Below are 24,642 nucleotides of genomic sequence, written 5' to 3'. Positions count from 1 at the left end.
ATGGGCGGGCAACCGGGAGCTGCCCGGTGCTCCACGAGAGGAGGCGCGACCGTGAACACGACTGTCATCGGCCTGCCCGCCGACCGCTTCCCTCTCACCTCATGGAGCACCCCCAGCGATGTCTCGCGACGACCTTCCGCAACACCATCAGCACTCTCGACTCCCGTCATTTCCTGACGACTTCATCACCGAGCCCTACCGCAGCGTCCCGCCGCCGGGCGACGCGGTACCGGGCGACATCGACGACCGTTTCGTGTTCGACTTCCATGCCTACGACGACGACCTCGCCGACGGCCAGCGCTGGTCGACCTGGCTCAGCGTCGAACCCCTCAGCCGCGGCCCCGAGCCGCTCCCGGACTGGGTGGTGACCTCGCAGGGCGCGATCGACACCGAGCTCGGCGTCCTCAAGACCGGCAAGGAGGCCGACGTCCACCTCGTCGAGCGCGCCGACCCGCTCGACCCCGACGCCGGGGTGGTCATGGCGGCCAAGCGGTACCGCTCCTCCGAGCACCGGAGCTTCCACCGCGCCGCGTCCTACACCGAGGGCCGCTCGATGAAGCGCTCGCGCGACGAGCGGGCCCTCAAACGGAAGAGCACCTTCGGCCGACAGGTCGCGGCCGGTGAGTGGGCGGTGTCCGAATGGGCCGCGCTGGTGCGGCTCTGGGACCTCGGGCTGCCGGTGCCCTACCCGGTCCAGATCGACGGCACGGAGATCCTGATGGAGTGGATCACCGTCGTCGACGAGGACGGCACCGTCCAGACCGCGCCCCGGCTCGCCCAGACCCGGCCCTCCCCCGAGCTGCTGGCGTCGTACTTTCAGCAGCTCACCGACGCGCTCGCGACGATGGTGCAGAACGGCCTCGTGCACGGCGACCTCTCGGCGTACAACATCCTGGCGGCGGGCGAGCGGCTGGTCGTCATCGACCTGCCACAGATCGTCGACCTGGTCGGCAACCTCAACGGGATGAGCTTCCTCGAGCGCGACTGCGCCAACATCTGCGGCTGGTTCCGCTCGCGGGGCCTCGACGTCGACGAGCACGCGCTGTTCGCGGAACTGATGGCGCACGCCTTCTGAACCGGGCGGCCGGTGCCGCCGCACAGGGCAACGACCGTCATGTCGACGACGGCGCATGGGCGCCGGTCGTCGACATGGCGGTTCCGCCCGACGATCCAGCGGCGGACGGGCCGCACTCCGCACCCGGACGTAGGCTCACCGCACCGACCCAAGCCGAGGGAGCCCCGCCCGTGACCGTTCGTGTGCGCCGTGTCTACGAACCGCCCGAGCCGGAGGACGGCGTGCGTGTCATGGTCGACCGGCTGTGGCCGCGCGGCCTGTCCAAGGAGGCGGCCCGGGTCGACGAGTGGCCCAAGGGACTCACCCCGTCGACCGAACTGCGCCGCTGGTACCACGCGGGTGAGGGTTCCTTCGACGAGTTCAGCAGCCGTTACGAGGCCGAGCTCGCCGAACCCGAGGCGGCTCAACTCCTGCACACCTTGCGGAACTTGGTCCGTATGGGACCGGTGACGCTGGTGACGGCGGTCAGGTCACCGGAGCAGAGTCACGCCTCGGTGCTGGCCCGCCTCCTGAAGGGGTGAGGAGACGGGCCGCAGCGCCCGTGAGAAGTACCGCTCGGTCAGGCCGTCTGCTTCGCCGCAGCGCGGCCCGCCGCGCGTCCCGAGAAGAGGCAGCCACCGAGGAACGTGCCTTCGAGGGCGTTGTAGCCGTGCACTCCCCCGCCGCCGAACCCCGCGACCTCGCCCGCCGCGTACAGTCCACCGATCGGCTTCCCGTCGGCGGCCAGCGCCCGTGAGTCGAGGTCGGTCTGGATGCCGCCGAGGGTCTTGCGGGTCAGGACGTGCAGCTTGACGCCGATCAGGGGTCCTGCCGCCGGGTCGAGGATGCGGTGTGGCGTGGCGACGCGGCCCAGGCGGTCGCCGATGTAGCGGCGGGCGTTGCGGATGCCCTGGATCTGGGAGTCCTTGCTGTACGGGTTGGCCATCTGGAGGTCGCGGGCCTCGATCTGACGGCGCACCACGGCCGCGTCCAGGAGCGGTTTGTCGGTCAACTGGTTCATCTTCTCGACCAGTTGCTCCAGGTTCCCGGCGGTCACGAAGTCCGCGCCCTTGCGCAGGAAGGCGTCCACCGGGCCCGGGGCGCCCTTGCCGAGCAGCCGGTCGCGCAGGACCGCCTTCTTGTCCTTGGCGGTGATGTCGGGGTTCTGCTCGGAGCCCGACAGCGCGAACTCCTTCTCGATGATCTTCCGGGTGAGGATGAACCAGGAGTGGTCGTGGTCCGCCAAGTCCTCGGTGGTGCGCAGGTACTTGAGGGTGCTGAGGGTGTCGTAGCCCGGCAGGCACGGGTCGGGCAGGCGGCGGCCGAGGGCGTCGAACCAGAGGGACGACGGGCCGGGCAGGATGCGGATGCCGTGGCCGGGCCAGACCGGGTTCCAGTTCTGCAGGCCCTCGGTGTAGTGCCACATGCGGTCGCGGTTGACCAGTCGCACGCCCGCCTCGGCGCTGATGTCGAGCATCCGGCCGTCGACGTAGGCCGGTACGCCGGTGATCATCTCGGCGGGCGGGGTGCCGAGGCGCTCGGGCCAGTACTGGCGGACGATGTCGTGGTTGGCGCCGATGCCCCCGGTGGTGACGACGACGGCCTGCGCGGTGAGTTCGAACTCGCCGATCGCCTCGCGGCTGGAGGACACACCGCGGGCCGCGTTGTCCTCGGCGAGGACCGTGCCGCGGACGCCGCGGGCCTCGCCCTCCTCCACCACCAACTCGTCGACCTGGTGGCGGTAGTAGAAGGTGAGCAGTCCGTCGCGGGCGGCCTGCCTGGCGTAGTTCACGAAGGGTTCGACGACTCCGGTGCCGGTGCCCCAGGTGACGTGGAAGCGCGGGACGGAGTTGCCGTGTCCGTGGGCGCGCAGGTCGCCGCGTTCCGCCCAGCCGACCGTGGGCAGCAGTTTGATGCCGTGCCCGTCCAGCCAGGTCCGCTTCTCGCCGGCCGCGAACTCGACGTAGGCGCGCGCCCAGCGCACCGCCCACGAGTCCTCGTCGTCGACGCGGTCGAAGCCGGCGCTGCCCTGCCAGTCGTTCCAGGCCAGGTCGAAGGAGTCCTTGATGCCGAGGCGGCGCTGTTCCGGCGAGTCGACGAGGAACAGTCCGCCGAAGGACCAGAAGGCCTGCCCGCCAAGGTTGTTGGCGTTCTCCTGGTCGACGAGCGCGACCCGGCGTCCCCGGCTGGTCAGTTCATGGGCCGCGACCAGACCGGCCAGACCGGCTCCGACGACGATGACGTCCGCATCCATGGCGACGTTGCCCTTCTCAAGTGGGTGGTCATTCACAAGTGGGTTGTCATGCAGGGGTGTCGCTGCCGTCGGTCAGCAGCGCGGTGAGCAACTGCTTGAGCCAGGAGCGCGCCCGCTCGGCGTCCTTGTCGAGCAGCAGTTGGGTGGTGACTCCGTCGTACGCGGCGATCACGGCGCGGGCTGCACCGTCGATGTCGCCCAGTACGGCGGGCAGTTGGGTGTGTCCGCGCGCCCGGGTGAGCCGGTCGGCGATCGCGCCGCGCAGCCGTGCCCGGTGGTCGAGGAGGGTCTGGGCGACGGCCGGGTCCCGGGCCGCGTGCACCAGGAAGTCCGTCTTGACCAGCAGCCAGTCCAGGTCGAGGAGCAGCACGTCGGTGACCCGGTCCACGGCGGCCGGCACGTCGAGGTCGGGTCCGTCGAGCGCGAACGCGCCGGCCACCTGGTCGGCGATCAGCTCGGCCCGGTCCCGGTAGAGCGCGAAGAACAGCTCGTCCAGACTGCCGAAGTTCGAGTAGAAGGCGCCCCGGCTGTAGCCGGCGGCCTCGCAGACCTCCTCGATGGAGACCCGCCCGAACCCCTTCGCCGCGAAGACGGCGAACGCGGCGTCCAGCAGATTGGCGCGCGTACGGACCCGGCGCCTGGTCACACGCTTGGCCGTCGCCTCCGCCACCATGCCCGGACCTCCGTGTCCTCGGTTCGATACGTGAATGTATCCGATACGCAGATGTATCTAAAGGGGCTGGATTCAAAGAGAGCCACCCCTGGATGGGAACAGATATTCGAATCAGGAGTACGCTGGTTCCATGACCGCGCACCACCTCCAGGGCTCCCTCTTCGACCAGACCGACCAGCTCCGCCTCGGCCCCCTCCACGGGATCCGCCGTACAACACTGGGGCTCGGCGCCTGGATCGACGTGCTGCCCGGGTGGCTCGGCGGCGCCGACGCCCTGTTCCAGGAGCTGGCCGCCGAGGTGCCGTGGCGCGCCGAGCGCCGTCAGATGTACGACCAGGTCGTCGCCGTACCGCGACTGCTCGCCTACTACGACGCGGACGACGCGCTCCCCCACCCGGTGCTGACCGAGGCCCGGGACGCGCTCTCGGCTTACTACGCAAGGGAGTTGGGCGAGCCCTTCACCACGTCCGGGCTCTGCTACTACCGCGACGGCCGGGACAGTGTCGCCTGGCACGGCGACCGGATCGGGCGGGGCGCCCGTGAGGACACGATGGTGGCGATCCTCTCCGTGGGCGCGCCCCGCGATCTGCTGCTGCGTCCCGTGCGCGGCGGCGAGTCGGTGCGGCGCCCGCTCGGGCACGGCGACCTGATCGTCATGGGCGGCTCCTGTCAGCGGACCTGGGAGCACTGCGTCCCCAAGACCACCCGGGCCGCGGGACCACGCATCAGCGTGCAGTTCCGCCCGCACGGCGTGCGCTGAGGCGGAGAGGCGGCCGCTTCGGACGCACGCGGGGGCTGCCCCCGGCGGACGGCGCCGGAGGCGGCTTCCCCCGCGCGAGCCGAGGTCACACGCGTCTGGTTGGCTGTTCCCGTACGGGGCACCACCTCACGAGGGACGATCATGCGGGCAGATGTACGCCAAGTCGCCGACGGCACCTACCTGGTGCACGGAAGCAACACCAACTGGGTGATCCTCACGGACGGCGACGCGGTCACGCTGGTGGACACCGGGTACCCCGGGGACCGTCAGCTGGTGCTCGACTCCCTTGAGCAGGTGGGGAGTTCACCGAAGGCCGTCACGGCGGTGCTGATCACCCACGCCCACAACGACCACCTCGGTTCGGCGGAGTACCTGCGCGACACCTACGGCACACCGGTGTACCTGCACGAGGCCGAAGTGCCGCACGCCCGCCGGGAGTTCCTGCAACAGGTGACCGTCGGGGACGTACTGAAGAACATCTGGCGTCCCGGAGTGCTCCCGTGGATGGTGCACACGATCCGCGTCGGCGGCACCGAGCAGCATCCCGTCGCCACCCCCGAGGCGTTCCCGGCGGCGGGCGGCCCGCTCGACCTGCCCGGCCGGCCCGTCCCCGTGCACACCCCCGGCCACACGAGCGGGCACTGCGTCTTCCATCTCCCGGACAGCGGGATCGTGATCTCCGGGGACGCCCTGGTCAGCGGCCATGCCACCTCGCGGATCAAGGGCCCGCAGCTGCTGCCCGACATGTTCCATCACGAGCGCGAGCGTGCCGTGGCCTCGCTGGACGTCCTCGAAGCGCTGGACGCCGAGACCCTGCTGCCCGGCCACGGCTCCGTGCACACCGGTCCGGTCCGTGAGGCGGCACAGCGCGCCCGCGAACACGCGATCTAAGGTCACCCCATGGCACTGCAGATCAACGCGACCAACCCGGAGCATCCGGTCCTCCTGCTGGAACTGCCCTGGGACGTTCCCCTGGAGGAGTGGCCCGAGGAGTACCTCGTGCCGCTGCCGCGCGGCATCTCCCGCCACGTCGTGCGCTACGCCCGTGCCGGCAGCGAGGTCATAGCCGTCAAGGAGCTGGCGGAACGGCCCGCGCTGCGCGAGTACGAGCTGCTGCGCGACCTGGACCGGCTCGGCATCCCGGCGGTCGACCCCCTCGCGGTGGTCACCGGACGTACCGACGCCGCCGGCGAGCCGCTGGAACCGGTGCTGATCACCCGGCACCTGGGCGGCTCGATGCCGTACCGCTCGATGTTCGAGACGACACTGCGGCCCGCCACCATGCACCGGCTGATGGACGCGCTCGCGGTGCTGCTGGTCCGGCTGCACCTGGCCGGGTTCGCGTGGGGCGACTGCTCGCTGTCCAACACGCTGTTCCGGCGGGACGCGGGCGCCTACGCGGCCTATCTGGTCGACGCGGAGACCGGCGATCTGCACCCGACGCTGAGCAACGGCCAGCGGGACTACGACCTCGACCTCGCCCGCGTGAACATCAGCGGGGAGCTGCTCGACCTGGAGGCGTCCGGGGCGCTGCACCCCTCCGTCGACCCGATCGAGTTCGGCATGGAGATCTGCGCCCGCTATCAGGGTCTGTGGGAGGAGCTGACCCGCGTCTCGGTGTACCCGGCGGGCAAGTACCACTTCATCGAACGCCGGATCCGGCGCCTGAACGAACTCGGCTTCGACGTCGCCGAGATGCAGATCGAGCACTCCTCGAACGGCGACACGGTGACGTTCGTGCCGAAGGTCGTCGACGCCGGTCACCACCAGCGTCAACTGCTGCGCCTGACCGGTCTCGACGCCGAGGAGAACCAGGCGCGGCGGCTGCTCAACGACCTGGAGTCCTGGATGGCCACCCAGGACGACTACGCCCCGGGCGATCCCCTCGCCGCCCGGCCCGAGGTGCTCGCGCACCGGTGGGTGCGGGACGTGTTCCGGCCGACCGTGCGCGCCGTACCACTGGAACTGCGCGGCTCGATGGACCCGGCCGAGATCTATCACGAGCTGCTCGAACACCGCTGGTACATGTCCGAGCACGCCCAGCACGACATCGGTCTGGACACGGCGGTCGAGGACTACCTCAAGAACATCCTGCCGAAGGTCCGCGAGACCCTGGAGCCGACCACACCGGAGTGACCCGTCTCAGTCCGTGCTCAGTCCGTGGCGGGCGGGGCCGTGGTGCCCCGGACGACGAGGTGCGGCGGGACGACCTGCTCTCCGTCCGGAACGGCCTCGCCGTCCAGGCGGGCGATGGCGCGGCCGACGGCGAGTTCCGCGAGGCGCGGGACGTCCTGGGCGACGGTGGTGAGGTCGATGTGGGCGAGCCGGGACAGGCTGGTGTCGTCGAAGCCGACCACGGAGATCTCGCCGGGGACGGTCACACCGGATCGCAGGAAGGTGTCGAGGACGCCCGTGGCGCAGCGGTCGTTGAAGGCGAGGACCGCGCTCGGCCGGGCGGCCGGGACCTCGTCGAGCAGGGTGCGGGCGGCCCGCGCGCCGTCGTCCTCGGTGAGCCCGCCGGGCAGCACACGGACATGACCGTCGAGGCCGTGCCGGTGCATCGCGGTGCGGTAGCCGCGGCGGCGGTCGGCGGCGCCGGGCGCGCGGCCGCCGTCGATGTGGGCGATGGCCCGGTGGCCGAGCGCGACCAGGTGGTCCACGGCCTGGCGGGCACCCTCGTCGTCGGCGGTGCGGACGACGTCCACGGCCGGCGGGGCGGGCCGTAGCCGCCGGGCCACCGAGACGACCGGGACCTGGGTCGCGAGGTGCGCGAGGCGGGCGGCCTGGACCTCCGGGCCGAGCAGGACGAGGGCCTCGCACCGGTCGGCGAGCAGCGCCTCCACGGCCTGCCGCTCACCGCGCGTGGGCGCGACCGCGCTGAGGGCGACCTGGTAGCCGGCGGGCTCGGCGGCGGCGTAGATGCCCTCCACCAGGTCCGTGTGGAAGGGATGGCGCAGCCCGAACTGCACGCCGAGGAGGCGTGAGCGGTTGCTGCGCAGCACCCTGGCCCGGGTGTCGGGCCGGTAGCCGATCTCCTCGGCGGCCTTGAGCACCCGCTCACGGGTGGTGGCGCTCGCGCCGTAGGCCCCGCGCATCACGATGGAGACCAGCGCGACGGAGACGCCCGCCCGGGCCGCGACATGGGCCAGGGTGGGCCTCTTGCCGTCGGGGACCGCGGGGATGGTCGGCACGGTTGTCCTTCCGGTCGAGGTGTCGTTCCGTTCCGGGATGGTAGCCCCCCAAAGGTGCTGCTCCGAAGGTACTGCAACGTTCTAGAAACATGCCCGGCGAAGGCTTGACACGGGAATCCAGCAGTGGCGTACTACTGCCATCTAGAACGTTCTAGAAGAGGGTGAGTGAGTAGCGATGTACACGTTGGCGGTCTGTGCCGAGATGGTCTTCCGGGACCTGCCGATCCACGAGCGGGCGCGGGTCATCCACGAAGCCGGTTTCCAGGTCGAGATCTGGGACTGGACCCGGCACGACCTGGACGCGCTGACGCGGACCCCGGCCGAGTTCTCGTCGATGACGGGCTACATCCGGGGCAGCCTCACCGACGAGGCGGGCGCCGCCGAACTCCTGCGCACCGCCGAGGAGTCGGTCAAGGCCGCCGATCAACTCGGCTGCCCCCGGCTCAACTTGCACGGCACGGGCCTGGACTCCGAGGGCCTGCCGGTGGTTCCGGTGACCGGCGAGCCCACGGGCGCGATGTGGATCGCCGCCCATCGCACCCTGACCCGCCTCGCCGAGCTGGGCGAGAGCGCCGGCGTCACCTTCACGCTGGAGAACCTCAACGCCGCGGTCGACCACCCGGGCGTACCGTTCGCGACGGCCGCCGACACCCTGGCCCTGGTCAAGGCGGTGGACCGGCCGGGCCTGCGCATGAACCTGGACCTCTACCACGCGCAGATCGGCGAGGGGAACCTCATCGAACTCGTCCGCAAGGCCCACGAGTTGGACCTGATCGGCGAGATCCAGGTGGCGGACGTACCCGGCCGCCAGGAGCCCGGCACCGGCGAGATCAGCTACCCGGCGATCGCCCGCGCCCTCGCCGACATCGGCTACGACGGCACGGTCGCGATGGAGGCCTGGGCCTCGGACGGCGACAGCGAACGCGCCCTGGACCGCTTCCGCACCGCGTTCACGCTCTGACCCGTCCCGGATCCACACGGCACCAGGGAGACCCCATGACCACCCAACTGCCCCTCGCCATCGGCCTCGTGGGCGCGGGCCGCATGGGCTCCTTCCATGCCGAGACTCTCGCCCGCCGCCTGCCCGGTGTCCGTCTCGCCGCCGTCGCCGACCCGGCCCCGGGCGCCGCACAGGCCCTGGCCGACCGGCTCGGCTGCCCCACGGCGTACACCGAGATCGGCGACCTGCTCGCGGATCCGGAGGTCGCCGCGGTGGTGATCTCGACGCCGGCCCGCACCCACGCGGACCTGGTCGTGGCGGCGGCACGCGCGGGCAAGGCCGTCTACTGCGAGAAGCCGATGGCCACCACCCTCGCGGACGCCGACCGCGCCATCGCGGCCGCCGCCGGGGCGGGCGTAGTGCTCCAGGTCGGCTTCAACCGCCGCTACGACACCGGGTTCCGGTCCGCGCACGACAAGGTGGCGGTGGGTGCGATCGGCACCCCGCAACTGCTCCGCTCGCTCACCCGCGACCCGAAACTCGCCGACCCGGCCCCCATCCCGCCGTGGACGATCTTCCTCGAGACCCTCATCCACGACTTCGACACCCTGCGCTACCTCAACCCCGGTGCCGAACCGGTCGAGGTCTTCGCCATGGCCGACGCCCTGGTCCGCCCCGACTTCAAGGACCGCGGCCTGCTCGACACGGCCGTCGTCACGATCCGCTTCGACAACGGCGCCCTCGCCACCGCCGAGGCCAACTTCCAGGCGGTGTACGGCTACGACGTACGCGGCGAGGTCTTCGGCTCGGCGGGCATGCTGACGATGGGCGACATCCGGCGCACCCATCTGACGTCCTACGGCGCGGACGGCATCGCGGCCGAGACCGTCACCTACGACCAGGACCTGTTCCACGACGCGTACGTAGCCGAGCTGGCCGACTTCGCCGAGGCCGTCCGCACCGCCGGCACCCCGTCGGCCACCGGCGAGGACGCCCGCGCCGCGCTGACGATCGCACTGGCGGCGATCCGGTCGGTGGAGAAGGGGGCCCCGGTGCGCATCGAGGAGATCCGCGCCGAGGCCAACTGACCGACTTCTACCGAAGGTTCAGGACGCCGGCACCACGGCCACCGGGCACTCCGCGTGGTGCAGCACCCCGTGCGCGACCGAGCCGATCCGCGCGCCCACCGCCGTACGGTGGGCGCGCCGCCCGACGACCATCAACTGGGCGCGCCCCGCGACGGACAGCAGCACCTGCCCCGCGCTGCCGATCTCCACGTGCTCGACCACGGGCACGTCGGGGAACCGCTCCCGCCACGGCTCCAGCGCCTCGGCCAGCCCCTTCTTCTCGTACGGTTCCAGGCCGCCGGCCTCGTCGAGGAGCTTCATGGAGCCGGGGCTGTACGCGAACACCGGGGGCAACGTCCAAGCCCGTACGGCACGGACCGTCGCACCCCGCGCCGCCGCCGTCTCGAAGGCGAAGCCCAGCGCGGCGGCACTGTCCTCGGTGTCGCCGTGCTGACCCACGACGATCTCGCGCCCGGCGGCCTCCCCGGCGGCTTCGTCCCCGGCGCGCACCAGCACGACGGGCCGTAGGGAATCGGCGATCACCTGCTGCCCGACGGAACCGAGCAGGAAGCCCACGACGGGTCCGTGGCCGCGTGAGCCGAGGACCAGGAGTTCGGCGTCGGCAGCGGCGGCGGTCAGCGCGTCGACGGGGTCGCCCTCCAGGACGTCGGTGGTGACGTCCAGACCGGGGTGGCGTTCGGCGACCTCCCGGGCGGCCTCGGCCGCCGCGTCCCGCACCCAGCGGTCCTGGGTGTCCCGGTCCCCGGCGTCGAGGGCCTGGTGCTCCTCGTACCGCCAGACATGCACGACACGCAGCGCGAGCCCCCGCCGTACGGCCTCCCGGCCCGCCCAGGCGAGTGCGGCGAGGCTCTCCGCCGATCCGTCGACCCCTGCGGTGATCGGTCGTGTCATGCGGTGGCCTCCCGGTGGTGCGGTCACGTGCGTCGGGCCCAGTCTTCACTACGGTGCCCGCATGACCTTGGAGTGGGAGCAGGTAGTGGTGGACGCGGCCGACCCCGTCGCGCTCGGGCGCTGGTGGGCCGAGGCCCTCGGGTGGGTGGTGGTGGGCGAGTCGCCGGACGAGTTCGAGATCCGGCCGGAGCCGGAGCGGCTCCCGGGGCTGCTGTTCGTGGCGGTGCCCGAGGGAAAGACGGTCAAGAACCGGCTGCATCTGGACTTCCGGCCCGACGACCAGGAGGCCGAGGTGGTCCGGCTGCTCGCGTTGGGGGCGCGGACCGCGGACGTCGGGCAGGGCGAGCAGTCGTGGGTGGTGCTGATGGACCCGGAGGGGAACGAGTTCTGCGTGTTGCGCTCCCGGCGCCCCTGAGGCCCCCGTCTCGGGTGTAGCGGAGCGCGACACGGCGATCGACCATACGATGGTGGGGAGCCGGCGCGGTGACAACGGCGCCGCCGTGCCGTGAAGCCGACCACTCGGGGTGGGAGACGTATGGCACAGGCCGCCGAAGCCGCGCGGACCGTCATCATGACCGTGGACGACGATCCGGGAGTCTCCCGTGCCGTCGCCCGTGACCTGCGGCGACGCTACGGCGAGTCGTACCGGATCGTCCGCGCGGAGTCCGGCGAGTCCGCGCTGGACGCTTTGCGCGAGCTGAAGCTGCGCGGGGATCTCGTGGCCGTGATCCTGGCCGACTACCGGATGCCGCAGATGAACGGCATCGAGTTCCTGGAGCAGGCCCTCGACGTCTATCCGGGCGCGCGCCGGGTGCTGCTGACCGCGTACGCGGACACGGACGCGGCGATCGACGCGATCAACGTCGTCGACCTCGACCACTATCTGCTGAAGCCCTGGGACCCGCCGGAGGAGAAGCTCTATCCGGTCCTGGACGACCTCCTGGAAGCCTGGCGGAACAGCGACTACCGGCCCGTGCCCGCCACGAAGGTGGTCGGGCACCGCTGGTCGGCGCGCTCCTCGGACGTGCGGGAGTTCCTGGCCCGCAACCAGGTGCCGTACCGCTGGTTCTCGGCCGACAGCCCGGAGGGACTGCGGCTGCTGTCGGCCGCCGGGCAGGACGGGCAGCGGCTGCCGCTCGTCATCACCGCCGAGGGGAACGTGCTGGTCGAGCCGGAGGCGACCGAGCTGGCCGCCGAGGTCGGGCTCGCGACCACACCGACGGCCGACTTCTACGACCTCGTCGTCATCGGCGGCGGCCCGGCGGGACTCGGCGCGGCCGTGTACGGGGCTTCGGAGGGGCTGCGGACGGTTCTCGTCGAACGGTCGGCGACCGGTGGGCAGGCCGGGCAGAGTTCCCGCATCGAGAACTACCTCGGGTTCCCGGACGGGGTGTCCGGGGCTCAACTCACCGACAGGGCACGGCGGCAGGCCGGGAAGTTCGGCGCCGAGATCCTGACCGCCCGCGAGGTCACGGGACTTGAGGTCAGCGGCTCCGCACGCGTCGTACGGTTCGCCGACGGCTCGGCGGTCGCCGCGCACGCCGTGATCCTGGCGACCGGTGTGTCGTACCGGCAGTTGGAGGCGCCCGGCACCCCGGATCTGACCGGCTGCGGGGTGTACTACGGCTCGGCGCTGACCGAGGCGGCCTCCTGCCAGGGGCACGACGTGTACATCGTCGGCGGCGCCAACTCGGCGGGCCAGGCGGCGATGTACCTGTCCCGGGGCGCCAAGTCGGTGACGCTGCTGGTGCGCGGGGGCTCGCTGGCCGCGTCGATGTCGTACTACCTGATCCAGCAGATCAACGACGCGGAGAACATCTCCGTGCGCACCGGCACCGTCGTCGACGCGGCGCACGGCTCGGACCATCTGGAGCAGCTCACCCTGCGCGACACCGAGAGCGGGAAGACCGAACTCGTCGACGCGCAGTGGATGTTCGTGTTCATCGGCGCGGCCCCGCTGACCGACTGGTTGGACGGGTCGGTGCTGCGGGACGAGCGCGGGTTCATCCTGTCCGGGCCCGACCTCGGCGCGGACGGAAAGCCGCCCGCGAGCTGGGAGTTGGAGCGGGCGCCGTACCACCTGGAGACCAACATCCCCGGCGTGTTCGTGGCGGGCGACGCGCGCGCCGAGTCCGCGAAACGCGTCGCGTCCGCCGTCGGAGAGGGAGCCATGGCCGTGATGCTCGTCCACCGCTACCTGGAGCAGTCATGAGCGGGCAGGTGCTGCCGTGCAGCCCGCAGGAGATCGGCACGCTGTTCCTGTTCGAGAAGCTGACGCCGGAGCAGCTCGGCCGGCTGTGCTGCGACGGGCAGGTGGAGCAGTTCGAGGCCGGGCCCGTCTACACCGAGGGTGACCCCGCGACCTGCTTCTACGTCATGATCGAGGGCACCGTCGTGCTGTCGCGGCGGGTCGGCGGTGACGACGTGGAGGTCGCCCGGACCTCGCAACGCGGCGTGTACACGGGCGCGATGCAGGCCTACATCGGGGACCGGGTGCAGCAGGTGTACCTGAACTCGATGCGGGTGACGGAGCCGACGCGGTTCTTCGTGCTGCCCGCCGAGACGTTCGCGGCCATCATGAGCGAGTGGTTCCCGATGGCGGTCCATCTGCTGGAGGGGCTCTTCTTCGGCCAGAAGAGCAGCCAGTTGGCGATCAGCCAGCGTGAACGGCTGCTGGCGCTGGGCTCGTTGTCGGCCGGGCTGACGCACGAGCTCAACAACCCCGCCGCCGCCGCCGTCCGGGCCACCTCGACACTGCGCGAGCGGGTGGCGAAGATGCGGCACAAGCTGCGGGTCATCTCCTCCGGCCCGTACTCGCGCGAAGCCCTCGCGAACCTCATCGACATCCAGGAACGCACGGCCGAACGGGTCGCCAAGGCCCCGTCGTTGAGCCCTCTGGAGGCCTCGGACCGCGAGGACGCCCTCACGGACTGGCTCGACGACCACGGCATCATGCAGGCCTGGCAGATCGCGCCCACGTTCGTGCAGGCGGGTCTCGACATCGACTGGCTGGACCAGGTCGCGGCGGCCGTGGACGAGGACGTCCTCCAGGCGGCGGTCGGCTGGCTCAGCTACACGGTCGAGACCGAGCTGCTGATGACGGAGATCGAGGACTCCACGACCCGGATCTCGAACCTGGTCGGCGCCGCGAAGCAGTACTCGCAGCTGGACCGCGCGCCCTACCAGGTCGCCGATGTGCACGAACTCCTCGACAGCACCCTGCTGATGCTCGGCGCGAAGACCGGCGACCGGATCAAGGTCGTCAAGGACTACGACCGGACGCTCCCGAAGATCCCGGCCTATCCGGCCGAGCTCAACCAGGTGTGGACGAACCTGATCGACAACGCGGTGTCCGCCATCAACAGCGCGGGCGGGGAAGGCACGTTGACGGTGCGGACGGCGCCGGTGCGCGATCAGCTCATGGTGGAGTTCCGTGACACGGGGCCCGGTGTGCCGCAGGAGATCCGCAGCCGTATCTTCGATCCGTTCTTCACCACCAAGCCGGTGGGCGAGGGCACGGGGCTCGGGCTGGACATCTCCTGGCGGATCGTCGTGAACAAGCATCACGGCACCCTCCAGGTGGAGTCGGTGCCGGGCGACACCCGTTTCCAGGTCCTGCTCCCCCTCACCGCCGCCGACAACGAGACGCCCGAGGAGTCCGCATGAGCGACATCGCCGGAATCGACCCCACCGTCCCGCCGAGCGGCGCGGGTTGCGTGGAGTGCGACGCGGCCGACGGCTGGTGGTTCCACCTCCGGCGGTGCGCGCAGTGCGGCCACGTCGGCTGTTGCGACGACTCCCCCGCCAAGCACGCCACGGCCCACCACCAGTCCACGGGCCACCCGTTCATCCAGAGCTACGAGCCGGGCGAGGACTGGTTCTGGAACTTCACCACCTCCGAGCTCTACGACTCCGGTCCCGAGCTCACCGCCCCGGTGAGCCACCCGAAGGACCAGCCGGTGCCGGGCCCGGCGGGACGCGTCCCGTCCAACTGGGCCGAGACCCTGCGCTGAACCCCGGTCTGCCGGGCGGGGGCCCGTCTCCCGCCCGGTGGCCAGGTGCGTTGTCGGTGGCGCGTGCCAGGATGGGGACGTGTCGTCATCCGTAGCAGCAGCGCCGCTCATCGGCCGGGACGAGGAACTCGCCCGCCTCGCCGGTGTGCTGGAGCGCGCCCGCGCGGGTACGGCGGGAGCGGTGCTGATCGCCGGGGACGCGGGCGTCGGCAAGACCCGGGTCCTGGACGAGATCGCCGGGCGGGCCGCGACCGCCGGGATGACCGTCCTCACCGGGCACTGCGTCGACCTCGGTGACGTCGGTCTGCCGTATCTCCCCTTCACCGAGATCCTCGGTGTGCTCGCCGACGACGAACGTTTCGCCGCCGCGCTGGCCGCGCATCCGGCGGTCGACCGGCTGCTGGGCGCCGGTTCGGACGCGGCGCGGGACGCGGGCGGCCGGCTGCGGCTCTTCGAGGGCATCGCCGGACTGCTCGCCGACCTCTCCGACATCGCTCCCCTGCTCCTGGTCCTGGAGGACCTGCACTGGGCCGACCAGTCCTCCCGCGACCTGCTCCGCTTCCTGCTCAGCCGCGGCATCCTCCAGCGCCCGGCGGGCGGCGCGCCCACCCACCGCCTCGCGGTGTTCGCGTCGTACCGCGCGGACGACCTCCACCGCCGCCATCCCCTACGGCCCCTGTTGGCCGAGCTGGTGCGGCTGCCCGCCGTGGAGCGCCTGGAGCTGCGGCCCATGGGGGACGCGGAGGTCGCCCGGCTGGTGCGCGCGCTGCGTACGGCTCCGGTGCCGGACGGCACGGTCCGCCGGATCGTCGAGCGCGCCGAGGGAAACGCCTTCTACGCCGAGGAGTTGCTCGCGGCGAGCGACATGGAGGCGGGCGGGGTGCCGAGCGGGCTGGCCGACGTCCTGCTGATCCGTTTCGAGCAACTCTCCGACACCGCCCAGCAGGTGCTGCGCACCGCCGCCGTCGCCGGGCGCCGCGTCGAGTACGACCTGCTGCGCGACGCGGTCCGACTCCCCGAGGACGAGCTGGAGTCGGCGCTGCGCGAGGCCGTCGAGCGACAGCTCCTGGTCCCCGGGCACGCCGACACGTACTCCTTCCGGCACGCCCTCGCCCGTGAGGCCGTGTACGCCGACCTGCTCCCCGGCGAGCGGTCCCGGCAGCACGGCGCGTTCGCCCGCCTCCTCGCCTCGCGCGGGCACCCGGCCGAGAGCGCGGCGGAGCGCGCCCACCACTACCGCGAGAGCCACGACCTGGCCGAGGCGCTGGCCGCCTCCCTGGAGGCCGCCGACCACGCCCAGCGGGTGGGCGCGCCCGCCGAGGAGCTACGGCATCTGGAGACCGCCCTCGATCTGTGGTCGTCGGTCGACCCGACGACCCGGCCCTCGGGCGAGGGCATCGACAGCGTGACCCTCACCCTGCGCGCGTCGGCGGCAGCGGCCCACGCCGGGGACGCGCACCGCGCGGTCTCCCTCACCCGGTCCGCGCTCGCCGGTATCGGCCAGGACACGGACTCCGAGCTGGCCGCCCGGGTCCGCTACACGCTGGCCGGCAATCTCATGGGCGTCGACAGCCTCACGGCCGCGTTCGCGTACAGCAGCGAGGCCCTGGCGATGATCCCCGCCGAACCGCCCTCCCGGACCTGGGTGTGGGCGGCCGCCACGCATGTGCTGACGGCGCGTCAGGTCGGTGAGGACGAGATCGCGCTGCGGGTCGCCCGCCAGGCCCTGCACATCGCCGAGGAGCTCCGACTGGTCGACGCCCGGGCCGACTTGCTGATCTCGCTGGCCACGCTCGAAAAGGGCGGCCGCCGTACCCGGGAGGGCCGGGAGCGGCTCGCCGAGGCACGTGAGCTGGCCCGGCAGGCCGGGCACGCGCCCGTGGAGATGCGTGCCCTGTTCCACCTCGCCATCGGCAGCTTCGAGTCCGGGGACCTGGAGGAGTCGCTGCCCTGGCTCGCCGAGGGGCTGGACCGGGCCCGGCGCGCCGGACTGCTCTCGTCGCCGTATCCGCTGGAGATGCGCTATCTGCAACTCCTGGTGCTGTACACGCTGGGCCGCTGGGACGAGTGCGTGAAGGTGGCCGCGAGCGACGCGGACGTCCTGCCGCACGCGGGCGGCTTCACCATGGGGCCCGCGCTGTATGTGGCGCTGGCGCGCGGTGACTTGGGGGCGGTGGAGCGGGCCCGGGCCCTGCTGGAGGGGCCGTTCGACTGGATGGCCGCGATGGTGGCGGCCATCGTGCTCACCGACGCCTGCGCCGTCCAGGGCACCCCGGAGACGGCCGTCGAGCAGCTGCGTACTGCGGTCGCGGCGCTGACCGACGACTCCGGCCGCCGTCCCGACCTCACGGTCCGGCTCGCCGCCCTCGCCCTGGCCGCGGTCGCCGACCGGGCCACCGCGCTACGGCTCACCGGCGACGAGGCGGGGGCGCGTCACTGGACGGACACCGCGACGGAACTCGTCGAGCTGGCCCGGTCCGTGGCCGACGCGGGTGGTGACGCCCGGCCCCAGGGGCCGGAAGGACTGGCGTGGCTGGCCCGCGCCGAGGCGGAGTGGGCACGGGCCGCCACCGGACCGGACGTGGCCGCCTGGGAGAAGGCGACGGCCGCGTTCGACTACGGCGACGTCTACGAGCAGGCGCGGTGCCGATTCCGGTTCGCAGAAGCCCTGTTGGCGGCCGACCGCCGTGAGGAGGCGGCCGCCCAGGCCCGTGCGGCACGGGAGACGGCCACCCGGCTCGGTGCCTCGCCCCTGCTCACACGGCTGGACACGCTGATCCGCCGTGGCCGCCTGGGCGACCCGGCGCCGGACACCGGGGACCGCCCCTCGCCGCTGACGGCCCGCGAGCGGGACGTGCTGCGGCTGCTCGCGCTCGGCCGCAGCAACCGCCAGATCGGCGAGGAGCTGTTCATCACCGGCAAGACGGCGAGCGTCCACGTCTCCAACATCCTCGCGAAGCTGGGCGCCGCGAGCCGTACGGAGGCGGTGGCGATCGCCTACCGACAGGGGCTGATCACCCCGGAGGCCACGGCGTCCGGCTGAACCTCACGTCACTGAACCTCACTTCGCGCAGTCGAGGCTCTTGAGGTCGACGGCGTCGGCCATGGCCGCCATCCCCTTGTCGTTGGGATGGAGATGGTCACCGCCGTCCAAGAAGGGGAGCATCCTCTCCTGGTCGTAGGGGCTGCGGAGGATGTGGTCGAAGTCGGTGACGGCGTCCAACTCCCCGCTGCTTCTGATGAATTGGTTGACCTCCTGGCGTACCGCCTCGGCCGCCGGGTCCCATTCGCCCCAGCCCTTGAACGGTCCGACGGTGGCGCCGACGACACACTTCCCGGCCGCGTGCGCCCGGTCGATGATCGCGCGGTAGGCGGCGATCAGGTCCTGGGCGGTGACGCCGGAGTGGGCCTTGATGTCGTTGACGCCCTCGAAGAGGAACACCGTGCGGACGCCGGGCTGGGACAGCACGTCGCGCTGCAGCCGGTTGAGGGCGCTCTGCCCGGCGCCGTCGGCGAGGACCTTGTTGCCGGAGATCCCTTCGTTGGCCACTCCCTTGACGGCCGTGCCGGCGCGTTGGAGCCGCCGGGCCAGGTAGTCGGGCCAGCGCCGGTTGAGGTCCGACGTGGACGCCCAACCGTCCGTGATGGAGTCGCCGAGCGTGACCACGGCGCCGATGCCCGCGCTCGGCCGTACGTCGACGGCGTCGAGGTAGTACCAGGAGCCGATGCTGTCCGTCCAGGCGGTGGCGCCCTCCTCGCCGGTGTGGTCGCCCTGGGTGGCGTACGACGTCTGCATGGCCATGCCGTGACCGGTCGCCGGGCCCGCCGCGTCCGGGGAGTGGATGCTGACTACCAGGTTGGTCGCGGCGGGCACCTTGCCGGCGAGCGGGTCGCTGTAGGCGACCGCGCCCGCGGGGATCGTGACCGACCGCTCGCCGCCGAAGGTCAGCCGCCGGTTGGAGCCGGGCACCAGCGCGGCGCCCGCCCGTTGCACACCGGCGTGGACGTTGTCGAAGGTCAGCGGCCGGTCGCCGAAGGCGTTGGAGAGCCGGATCCGCAGATCGCCGCCCGCGACACTGGTGTGCACGATCAGGCGGTAGCTGCGGTCGGCGACGCCGTCGCCCAGGTGGTCGGCGCTCGCTCCCCAGGTGATGACGGGTTTCGGGGAGTTCGAGGCCTTCACCTGTGCCTGCGGCCGTGCTTGGGGCTGTGCTTGTGCGGGTGCTGCCTGGAAGGCGGCGGCGAGCAGGAGAAGTGCGGCCGTACGGCGCAGTGGTGCCCGCCGGGCCGTCACCGGGCGAAGTCCTTCAGCGTGACGGATCCGCCGGGCTTGACGGTCACGGTGCGGGTCTTTCCACCGTAGGCGACGGTCGTGGTGCGGCCGCCGACGCTGCGGATCTTCGCCTCGGTGGGCTTGCCGTTCTTCCAGCGCAGGTCGACGACGAAGCCGCCGCGGGCACCGGCCCCGGTGATCGAGCCGGACTCGGCCCAGGCGTCCGGGAGGGCGGGCAGGAGTTCCAGATGGCCGGGGCGGGAGTAAAGGAGCATCTCGGTCACGGCCGCCGGGGTGCCGAAGTTGGCCTCGATCTGGAAGATGCCGCGGCCCTGTTCCACCTCGTAGATGTCGAAGAGGTTGAAGGCGGTGCCGTTGCTGCCGTTCTCGGACGGGCGGAGGTTGTTGACGATCAGCTGGTAGGCCTTGTCGGCGTCCTTGAGGCGGGCCCAGCACAGGCTGCGCCAGGCGTTGGCCCAGCCGAAACTGTTCATGCCGCGCGCGGTGAGCAGGGCGGTGGCGCCGTCGACGATGTCCTTCGGGGTGGAGCCGTCGGGGCGGATGCGGTCGCCGGGGAACAGGTTGATCAGCGGGGACAGGTGGCGGTGGGTGGTCTCGCCGAGGTTGTCGGGCGACATCCACTCCTCCAGCCAGCCGGACGTCGGGCTCACCTCGGGGAGATACAGACGCCTGCGCAGTCCCGAGATCGTGTTCGCGAACCCGCTGTCCCGCTTCAACTCCGCGGATGCGGCCGCGTAGTTGCCGAACAGGGTCCACACCACTTCCTGGGCGTAGGTGTTGCCTCTGCCGTCCTGCGGACCCTGCTCCGGTGACCAGTCGTGGTCCGCGACCAGTACCTCCTTCCCGTTGGCGAGGGTGGTGGTGACCAGCCGCTTCTCCCAGAACTCGCAGGCGCCCTTGAGGAGGGGATAGATCTTCTCCAGGTGGGTGCGGGAGTGCGTGAACTCGTAGTGCTCCCAGAGGCTGTTGCTCAGCCAGGCGTTGCCCGCCGGGTGCCACCACCAGCCGAGTCCGCCGTAGGGGTTGGTGGAGAAGGCGACGGTCCAGCCGGCGACCTTCCCGCTGGTGTTGCGGAAACGGTTGCGGGAGTCCTGGAACAGCCGGTGGGTGAGGTCGGTCCAGGACGACAGCTGGTCGACGCAGTAGTCGGTGAAGGCGTCGAAGGACGAGGACAGACCCACCCGGTCGGCCATCCAGTAGTTCATCTGGATGTTGATGTCGGTGTGGTAATCGCCCATCCAGTCGGGGTCGTTGCCGTCGAGCCACAGGCCCTGGAGTCCCATCGGCAGACTGCCGCGCGAGCCGGAGACCATGAGGTAGCGGCCGAACTGGACGTAGGCGGCCTCGAGTTCGGGGTCGGGGTCGCCGCTCGTGTGGCGTGCCTGGATCCGCTCCCAGGTGTCCAGCGCGCGCTGGTCGTCGGACGACGTGCCGAGCGAGAGCTCGAACGTACCGAACGCGGCCCGGTAGTCGGCGACATGGGTGCTCAGCAGGGTCACGGCCGAGTGCCGGGCGGCGGCGCGGACCTTGGTGCGGGCGAGCTTCTGCGGGTCGAGCTTGGGGTCGCGGAAGCCGTGGGCGGCGTCCGGCGCGTAGTTGCTGCCGCCGCTCACCACGACGGTGAGGTCCTTGCACCCGGAGAACTCGATGTGCGCGCCGTTCACGGTGACCTTGCCGCCGGTGCCGTACGCGGTGACGGCGGCCCCGTACTTCAGGCCGTTGGCGAACTGGCCGCCGAAGGAGAGCGCGGCGGCCTCGCCGTGCGTTCCCTCCAGCGTGACGGTGCCGGTGTAGCGTCCGCCTCCGCTCTGCGAGAAGTGGAGGACGATCGCGTCGTCGGGACTGCTGGAGAACATCTCCCGCTTGTACGTCACTCCCGAGCGGACGTACGACGCGCCCACCACGCCCCGGTCGAGGTCGAGGGTGCGGCGGTAGCCGTTGACGGCGCCCAGGTCGTGGTCGGGGATGTCGACGGTGAGCCGGGCGAGCAGGGTCAGGGACCCGAAGTCCGCGCGGCCGTAGGGGAATTGGCCGTCGGAGTCGAGGGTGCCGTTGAGGCCGCCGGTCCAGATCGTGGCGTCGGTGATCAGGAGGACCTCGTGGCCGGGGTCGTTGCTCGCGAGGGCGCCGAGCCGGCCGTTGCCGACGGGGAGCCCCTGTTCGATCATCGAGGTGTCGCCGGCAGGCGCCTGCCACCACAGGGTGTTGCGTGAAGTCCCGCTGTCGTACGAGGCGTTGGCGGTTCGCTGGGGTGCGGCCGAGGCGGTGAAGGCGGGCAGGCCGGCGAGGGCGCCGGTGGCCGCGGCGAGGGCGAGCACATTGCGTCTGGGCAGGTCGGGCAGTGCACTGGACATGGCGGTCTCCGAAAAGGTCGGCTCAGGAGGAGGAGTTGGGCACGTCGATCCGGTCGATGTCCGGCGCGTAGCCCGAACCGCTGTCGAAGGTGATCGTGTTCGCGCCCGCCTTCAGGGTCACCGGCACACTGACCGTCCCGACGGTCCCCCAGTCGCCGGTGGACGGGAACTTGTGGCTGGTGGCGCCGTTGCCGTTCGAGGAGATGCTCGCCGGGCGGGAGTCACCGCTGACGTAGGCGATCTTCACCTGGTAGGTGCCGGCCTTGGCGGCGACGACGTTGTTGATGGTGAGCTTGCCGCCGACGTAGAGGTTGCCGACCTTGTGGCCGCCGGAGCAGGCCGAGCAGTCGGCGATGTTGGCGTTGCCGCTCAGGGTGTTGGTGGTGGCCTCGGCCTCGTAGGCGGTCGTGGTGACGGCGCTGCCGTGCGGGGTGACGGTGAAGAGGCGTGAGCCGTGGGCGGGCAGGGCCTGGGTGACCTTGTTGGTGTAGGTGCCGAGGTCCTCGTGGTTCCAGAGGTCACGGACGGCGGCCTTGCCGGTGAAGCCGAGGGTCGTCCAGTTCGCGGAGACGGCGGCGGGGGCGTCGGCCAGGTTGAACAGGGCGACGGTGTAGGTGCCGTTGGGGTTCTTCGCGGCCCACACCTGCTGGGGGTCCGACGGGGTGACCGGGCGGGCGGGCGGTGCGTCGCTCTGGTCCACGCCGATGACCTCGCGGTTGGTGAGCAGCGAGAGGCCGTAGTCGTCGAGGCGGGTGAGGTCGTCACCCGTGAAGAGCGGGGACTTGGCGACGGCCCAGAGGGTCGCGTAGCTCTGGCGCTCCGCCTTGGTCAGGCCGTCCATCGCGCCGTTGCCGACGTCGAGGGAGTCGAGGTCGTTCCAGCCGCCGGGGCCCGCCCTGTCGGTCCAGGCGGGGGTGTCGTCCCAGCGGTCGTCGACCGAGTTCTCCCAGGTGACAAGGGTGTTGCAGTAGCACTCGACGTCGGTGTCGATGCGCCAGCCGTTGGAGTACTTCTTCCAGTCGGCCGCGTGTCCGTAGTCCAGGGACCAGGAGACTTCCAGGTGGATGGGGCGTCCCGTGGCGGTGATGGCCTTGTTCCAGGCGGCCACGTCGGCAACGTTGTCGTATTGGTCGCCGCTCTTTCCGGAGCCGGGACCGACGCCGTCCAGCTTGAGGAAGTCGTAACCCCAGCCGGCGATCAACTGGGCCTGGGAGTCGATGTACTTCTGGGCGCAGGGCCGCGAGAAGTCGATCTTGTACGCGCTGTCCCAGCCGTTGGTGGTGCGCAGGTCGCTGTAGACGATGTCGGCGGTGGTGCAGCCGTCGGCGTTCCAGATGGGCGTCTTGCCGTCGCCGTAGGCACCCTTCTCCAGGCCGGCGGGCAGGTAGATGCCGGCCTTGAGGCCCTTGGAGTGGATGCGGTCGGCTACGGCCTTCATGCCGCTGGGGAAGCGGACCGGGTCGGCCTTCTGGCGTCCGTACTGGTCGTATCCGGTCTTCCAGGTCTTGTCCATCCACCAGCCGGCGTCGATGTTGACGTGGTCGTAGCCGTACTTCTTCAGCTTGCTCGCGAGGGCGTCGGTCTGCTTGTTGACGTTCGCCTCGGTGAGGTAGCTGTAGTCGCCGTCCGGGTTGAGGCCGGGGTACTTGGACGACTGCATGCTCCAACTCGACCAGCCCATATAGGGCTTGGCGGCGACGGCGGGGTCCGCTGTGGGCGTGGCCGCCTCGGCGGCGGGGAGGTAGGTGGCGAAGCCGGCGGTGAGGGCCAGCACCACCATGGCTCTCAGGGCGCGGACGGGCGTGAGGGAGTACATCGTCGGGCTCCTCGTGCGGGTAGGAGTGTGTGGGGCGGGGAGTGCGCGGTTGGGGGTGGGGGGTGTGATCGTGCGGCTAGGTGTCCGATCGGATGAAGGACTGGATCGCGGTCGCGGCGGCTCCGCGAGCCCATTCGTCGAAGGGCAGCGGACGGGTGTGGACGTCGCACCGGGCGGCGGAGCCGAAGGCGGCGGCGGTGAAGGAGTCGCGGATCTGCTCGGCGAACAGGTCGTAGGCGGCCAGGCCCTCGCCGGAGATGATCACGCGTTCGGGGCCGAACAGGTTGACCACGGTCGCGATGCCCCGGCCGATGGCCTCACCGGCCCGCGCGTACACCTCGCGCGCTCCGGCGTCGCCCCGGTGGGCGAGGGCCAACGCCTCGGCGGTGTCGGCGACTTGGACGCCGGTGACCTCGCGGACGCGGGCGACGATCGCGGCGTCCCCGGCGATCGCCTCGACGCAGCCGCGGTTGCCGCAGTGGCACAGCGGCCCGGCGGGATCGACGACCACGTGCCCGATCTCACCGGCCACCCCGTAGGCGCCGGCGACGACCCGGCCGTGCACGACCAGTCCGCAGCCGATGCCCGCGCCGACGGTCACCACGGCGAAGTCCGTGAGACCCGCGCCGGCGCCGAACCACTGCTCGGCGACGGTCAGCGCGCGCACGTCGTTGTCGACGGTGACCGGCAACCCCGTTGTCATGGCGGCCAGTTCGGCCAGGGGTACGTCACGCCACTCCAGGAACGGCGAGTAGCGGACGACCCCTTCACCGCGGTCCACGTCACCGGAGACCGCGAGCCCGAGGCCGAGCACCCGGATGCCCAAGTCGTCCGCCTCGGTGCGGAGTTCCTGGGCCAGGTCGGCGATCGTCGACAGCACCGCCTTGGGGTCGTGGTCGGTCAGCGGTACATGGCGGGCGACGCGGATGCGGCAGCACAGGTCGGTGAGGACGCCGATGATCTCGTCGCCGGTCACCTTGACCCCGATGAACAACGCCCGCCCGCCGTCGACCCGGACGAGGTTCGCGGGCCGCCCGAGTGCCGGGGGCGCGTCCTGGTCGGCACCCTCCGCCAGGTACCCGGCCTCCATCAGCGGCCGGACCGCCTTGGTCACGGCGGCCGCCGACAGCCCTGCCCGGCGGGCCACCTCAAGCCGGGTGAGGGGGCCGTGGGACAGCACGGTCGTGAACACCTGTGAGACGGCCGGCGTATGTGCCGGGAACGACTCGGTGCGGGGGGTCGAGCGCATGGCGGGAACCTAGGTCCCTTCTTTTCCGTCGTCAATAAAAGAAGCAGGATTTGTCACAGCGAAGT

At 71.4% G+C, this 24,642-nt stretch carries 20 protein-coding genes; 12 read left to right on the top strand and 8 right to left on the bottom strand.

Going from position 1 to position 24,642, the window contains the following annotated elements; translation table 11 throughout:
- Positions 1–118: 118 nt before the first annotated feature.
- Positions 119–1,075 carry a serine protein kinase RIO gene (locus tag OG714_RS48660; RefSeq protein ID WP_406130907.1) on the top strand — a complete coding sequence of 319 codons (957 nt, stop codon included), beginning with the start codon at positions 119–121 and terminating at the stop codon, positions 1,073–1,075.
- A 170-nt stretch (positions 1,076–1,245) separates the two neighbouring features.
- A complete protein-coding gene (locus tag OG714_RS48655) occupies positions 1,246–1,596 on the top strand; it encodes a DUF488 domain-containing protein (RefSeq protein WP_406130906.1) in 351 nt (116 codons plus the stop codon).
- A gap of 38 nt (positions 1,597–1,634) precedes the next feature.
- Here the strand turns inward: OG714_RS48655 and OG714_RS48650 are convergent, their stop codons facing one another.
- Positions 1,635–3,308: an FAD-binding dehydrogenase gene (locus OG714_RS48650; protein WP_406132199.1), complete on the bottom strand. Its 1,674-nt coding sequence runs from the start codon at positions 3,306–3,308 to the stop codon at positions 1,635–1,637.
- Positions 3,309–3,354: 46 nt separating this feature from the next.
- Positions 3,355–3,981 carry a TetR/AcrR family transcriptional regulator gene (locus tag OG714_RS48645; protein WP_406130905.1) on the bottom strand — a complete coding sequence of 209 codons (627 nt, stop codon included), beginning with the start codon at positions 3,979–3,981 and terminating at the stop codon, positions 3,355–3,357.
- A gap of 130 nt (positions 3,982–4,111) precedes the next feature.
- Between OG714_RS48645 and OG714_RS48640 the strand changes: the two genes are divergently transcribed.
- The 3 genes from OG714_RS48640 to OG714_RS48630 all read left to right on the top strand — a co-directional run bounded on the left by OG714_RS48640 (position 4,112) and on the right by OG714_RS48630 (position 6,877).
- Complete coding sequence (locus OG714_RS48640; protein WP_406130904.1) at positions 4,112–4,741, top strand: alpha-ketoglutarate-dependent dioxygenase AlkB; 630 nt, start codon at positions 4,112–4,114, stop codon at positions 4,739–4,741.
- 141 nt (positions 4,742–4,882) lie between these two features.
- A complete protein-coding gene (locus OG714_RS48635; protein WP_406130903.1) occupies positions 4,883–5,632 on the top strand; it encodes an MBL fold metallo-hydrolase in 750 nt (249 codons plus the stop codon).
- A gap of 9 nt (positions 5,633–5,641) precedes the next feature.
- Positions 5,642–6,877 carry a DUF4032 domain-containing protein gene (locus OG714_RS48630; protein ID WP_406130902.1) on the top strand — a complete coding sequence of 412 codons (1,236 nt, stop codon included), beginning with the start codon at positions 5,642–5,644 and terminating at the stop codon, positions 6,875–6,877.
- Positions 6,878–6,894: 17 nt separating this feature from the next.
- Here the strand turns inward: OG714_RS48630 and OG714_RS48625 are convergent, their stop codons facing one another.
- The gene (locus OG714_RS48625) at positions 6,895–7,932 is read right to left on the bottom strand and encodes a LacI family DNA-binding transcriptional regulator (RefSeq protein WP_406130901.1); all 1,038 of its coding nucleotides are present in this window, start codon (positions 7,930–7,932) and stop codon (positions 6,895–6,897) included.
- A gap of 175 nt (positions 7,933–8,107) precedes the next feature.
- Between OG714_RS48625 and OG714_RS48620 the strand changes: the two genes are divergently transcribed.
- Complete coding sequence (locus tag OG714_RS48620) at positions 8,108–8,893, top strand: TIM barrel protein (RefSeq protein ID WP_406130900.1); 786 nt, start codon at positions 8,108–8,110, stop codon at positions 8,891–8,893.
- A gap of 35 nt (positions 8,894–8,928) precedes the next feature.
- Complete coding sequence (locus tag OG714_RS48615; protein WP_406130899.1) at positions 8,929–9,960, top strand: Gfo/Idh/MocA family oxidoreductase; 1,032 nt, start codon at positions 8,929–8,931, stop codon at positions 9,958–9,960.
- Positions 9,961–9,978: 18 nt separating this feature from the next.
- On the opposite strand, the gene OG714_RS48610 is transcribed toward OG714_RS48615, so the two are convergent.
- Positions 9,979–10,851 carry a universal stress protein gene (locus OG714_RS48610; protein ID WP_406130898.1) on the bottom strand — a complete coding sequence of 291 codons (873 nt, stop codon included), beginning with the start codon at positions 10,849–10,851 and terminating at the stop codon, positions 9,979–9,981.
- Between the two features lie 61 nt (positions 10,852–10,912).
- On the opposite strand from OG714_RS48610, the gene OG714_RS48605 reads away from it, so the two are divergent.
- The 5 genes from OG714_RS48605 to OG714_RS48585 all read left to right on the top strand — a co-directional run bounded on the left by OG714_RS48605 (position 10,913) and on the right by OG714_RS48585 (position 17,907).
- Positions 10,913–11,266, top strand: coding sequence for a VOC family protein (locus tag OG714_RS48605; protein ID WP_406130897.1), 354 nt, complete (start codon positions 10,913–10,915; stop codon positions 11,264–11,266).
- A 120-nt stretch (positions 11,267–11,386) separates the two neighbouring features.
- Positions 11,387–13,063: an FAD-dependent oxidoreductase gene (locus OG714_RS48600; protein WP_406130896.1), complete on the top strand. Its 1,677-nt coding sequence runs from the start codon at positions 11,387–11,389 to the stop codon at positions 13,061–13,063.
- Positions 13,060–14,517 carry an ATP-binding protein gene (locus OG714_RS48595; protein ID WP_406130895.1) on the top strand — a complete coding sequence of 486 codons (1,458 nt, stop codon included), beginning with the start codon at positions 13,060–13,062 and terminating at the stop codon, positions 14,515–14,517. The genes OG714_RS48600 and OG714_RS48595 overlap by 4 nt, the downstream gene beginning before the upstream one ends.
- A complete protein-coding gene (locus OG714_RS48590) occupies positions 14,514–14,864 on the top strand; it encodes a UBP-type zinc finger domain-containing protein (RefSeq protein WP_406130894.1) in 351 nt (116 codons plus the stop codon). Before OG714_RS48595 ends, OG714_RS48590 begins: the two co-directional genes overlap by 4 nt.
- A 79-nt stretch (positions 14,865–14,943) precedes the next feature.
- Positions 14,944–17,907, top strand: a complete 2,964-nt coding sequence (locus OG714_RS48585; RefSeq protein WP_406130893.1) for an AAA family ATPase — start codon at positions 14,944–14,946, stop codon at positions 17,905–17,907.
- Positions 17,908–17,925: 18 nt separating this feature from the next.
- On the opposite strand, the gene OG714_RS48580 is transcribed toward OG714_RS48585, so the two are convergent.
- The 4 genes from OG714_RS48580 to OG714_RS48565 form a co-directional block, all read right to left on the bottom strand.
- Positions 17,926–19,158 (bottom strand): SGNH/GDSL hydrolase family protein, encoded by a 1,233-nt coding sequence (locus OG714_RS48580; protein ID WP_406130892.1) that lies wholly within the window; start codon positions 19,156–19,158, stop codon positions 17,926–17,928.
- Positions 19,155–21,512, bottom strand: coding sequence for a glycosyl hydrolase family 95 catalytic domain-containing protein (locus OG714_RS48575; protein ID WP_406130891.1), 2,358 nt, complete (start codon positions 21,510–21,512; stop codon positions 19,155–19,157). The genes OG714_RS48580 and OG714_RS48575 overlap by 4 nt, the downstream gene beginning before the upstream one ends.
- 22 nt (positions 21,513–21,534) lie before the next feature.
- The gene (locus OG714_RS48570) at positions 21,535–23,328 is read right to left on the bottom strand and encodes an alpha-galactosidase D (RefSeq protein ID WP_406130890.1); all 1,794 of its coding nucleotides are present in this window, start codon (positions 23,326–23,328) and stop codon (positions 21,535–21,537) included.
- A 76-nt stretch (positions 23,329–23,404) separates the two neighbouring features.
- A complete protein-coding gene (locus tag OG714_RS48565; RefSeq protein WP_406130889.1) occupies positions 23,405–24,577 on the bottom strand; it encodes an ROK family protein in 1,173 nt (390 codons plus the stop codon).
- Positions 24,578–24,642 lie beyond the last annotated feature (65 nt).

The organism is Streptomyces sp. NBC_00989 (assembly GCF_045162655.1).
In the GTDB taxonomy this organism is placed as follows: Bacteria; Actinomycetota; Actinomycetes; order Streptomycetales; family Streptomycetaceae; genus Streptomyces.
This window is presented reverse-complemented; position numbering and strand designations above follow the sequence as displayed.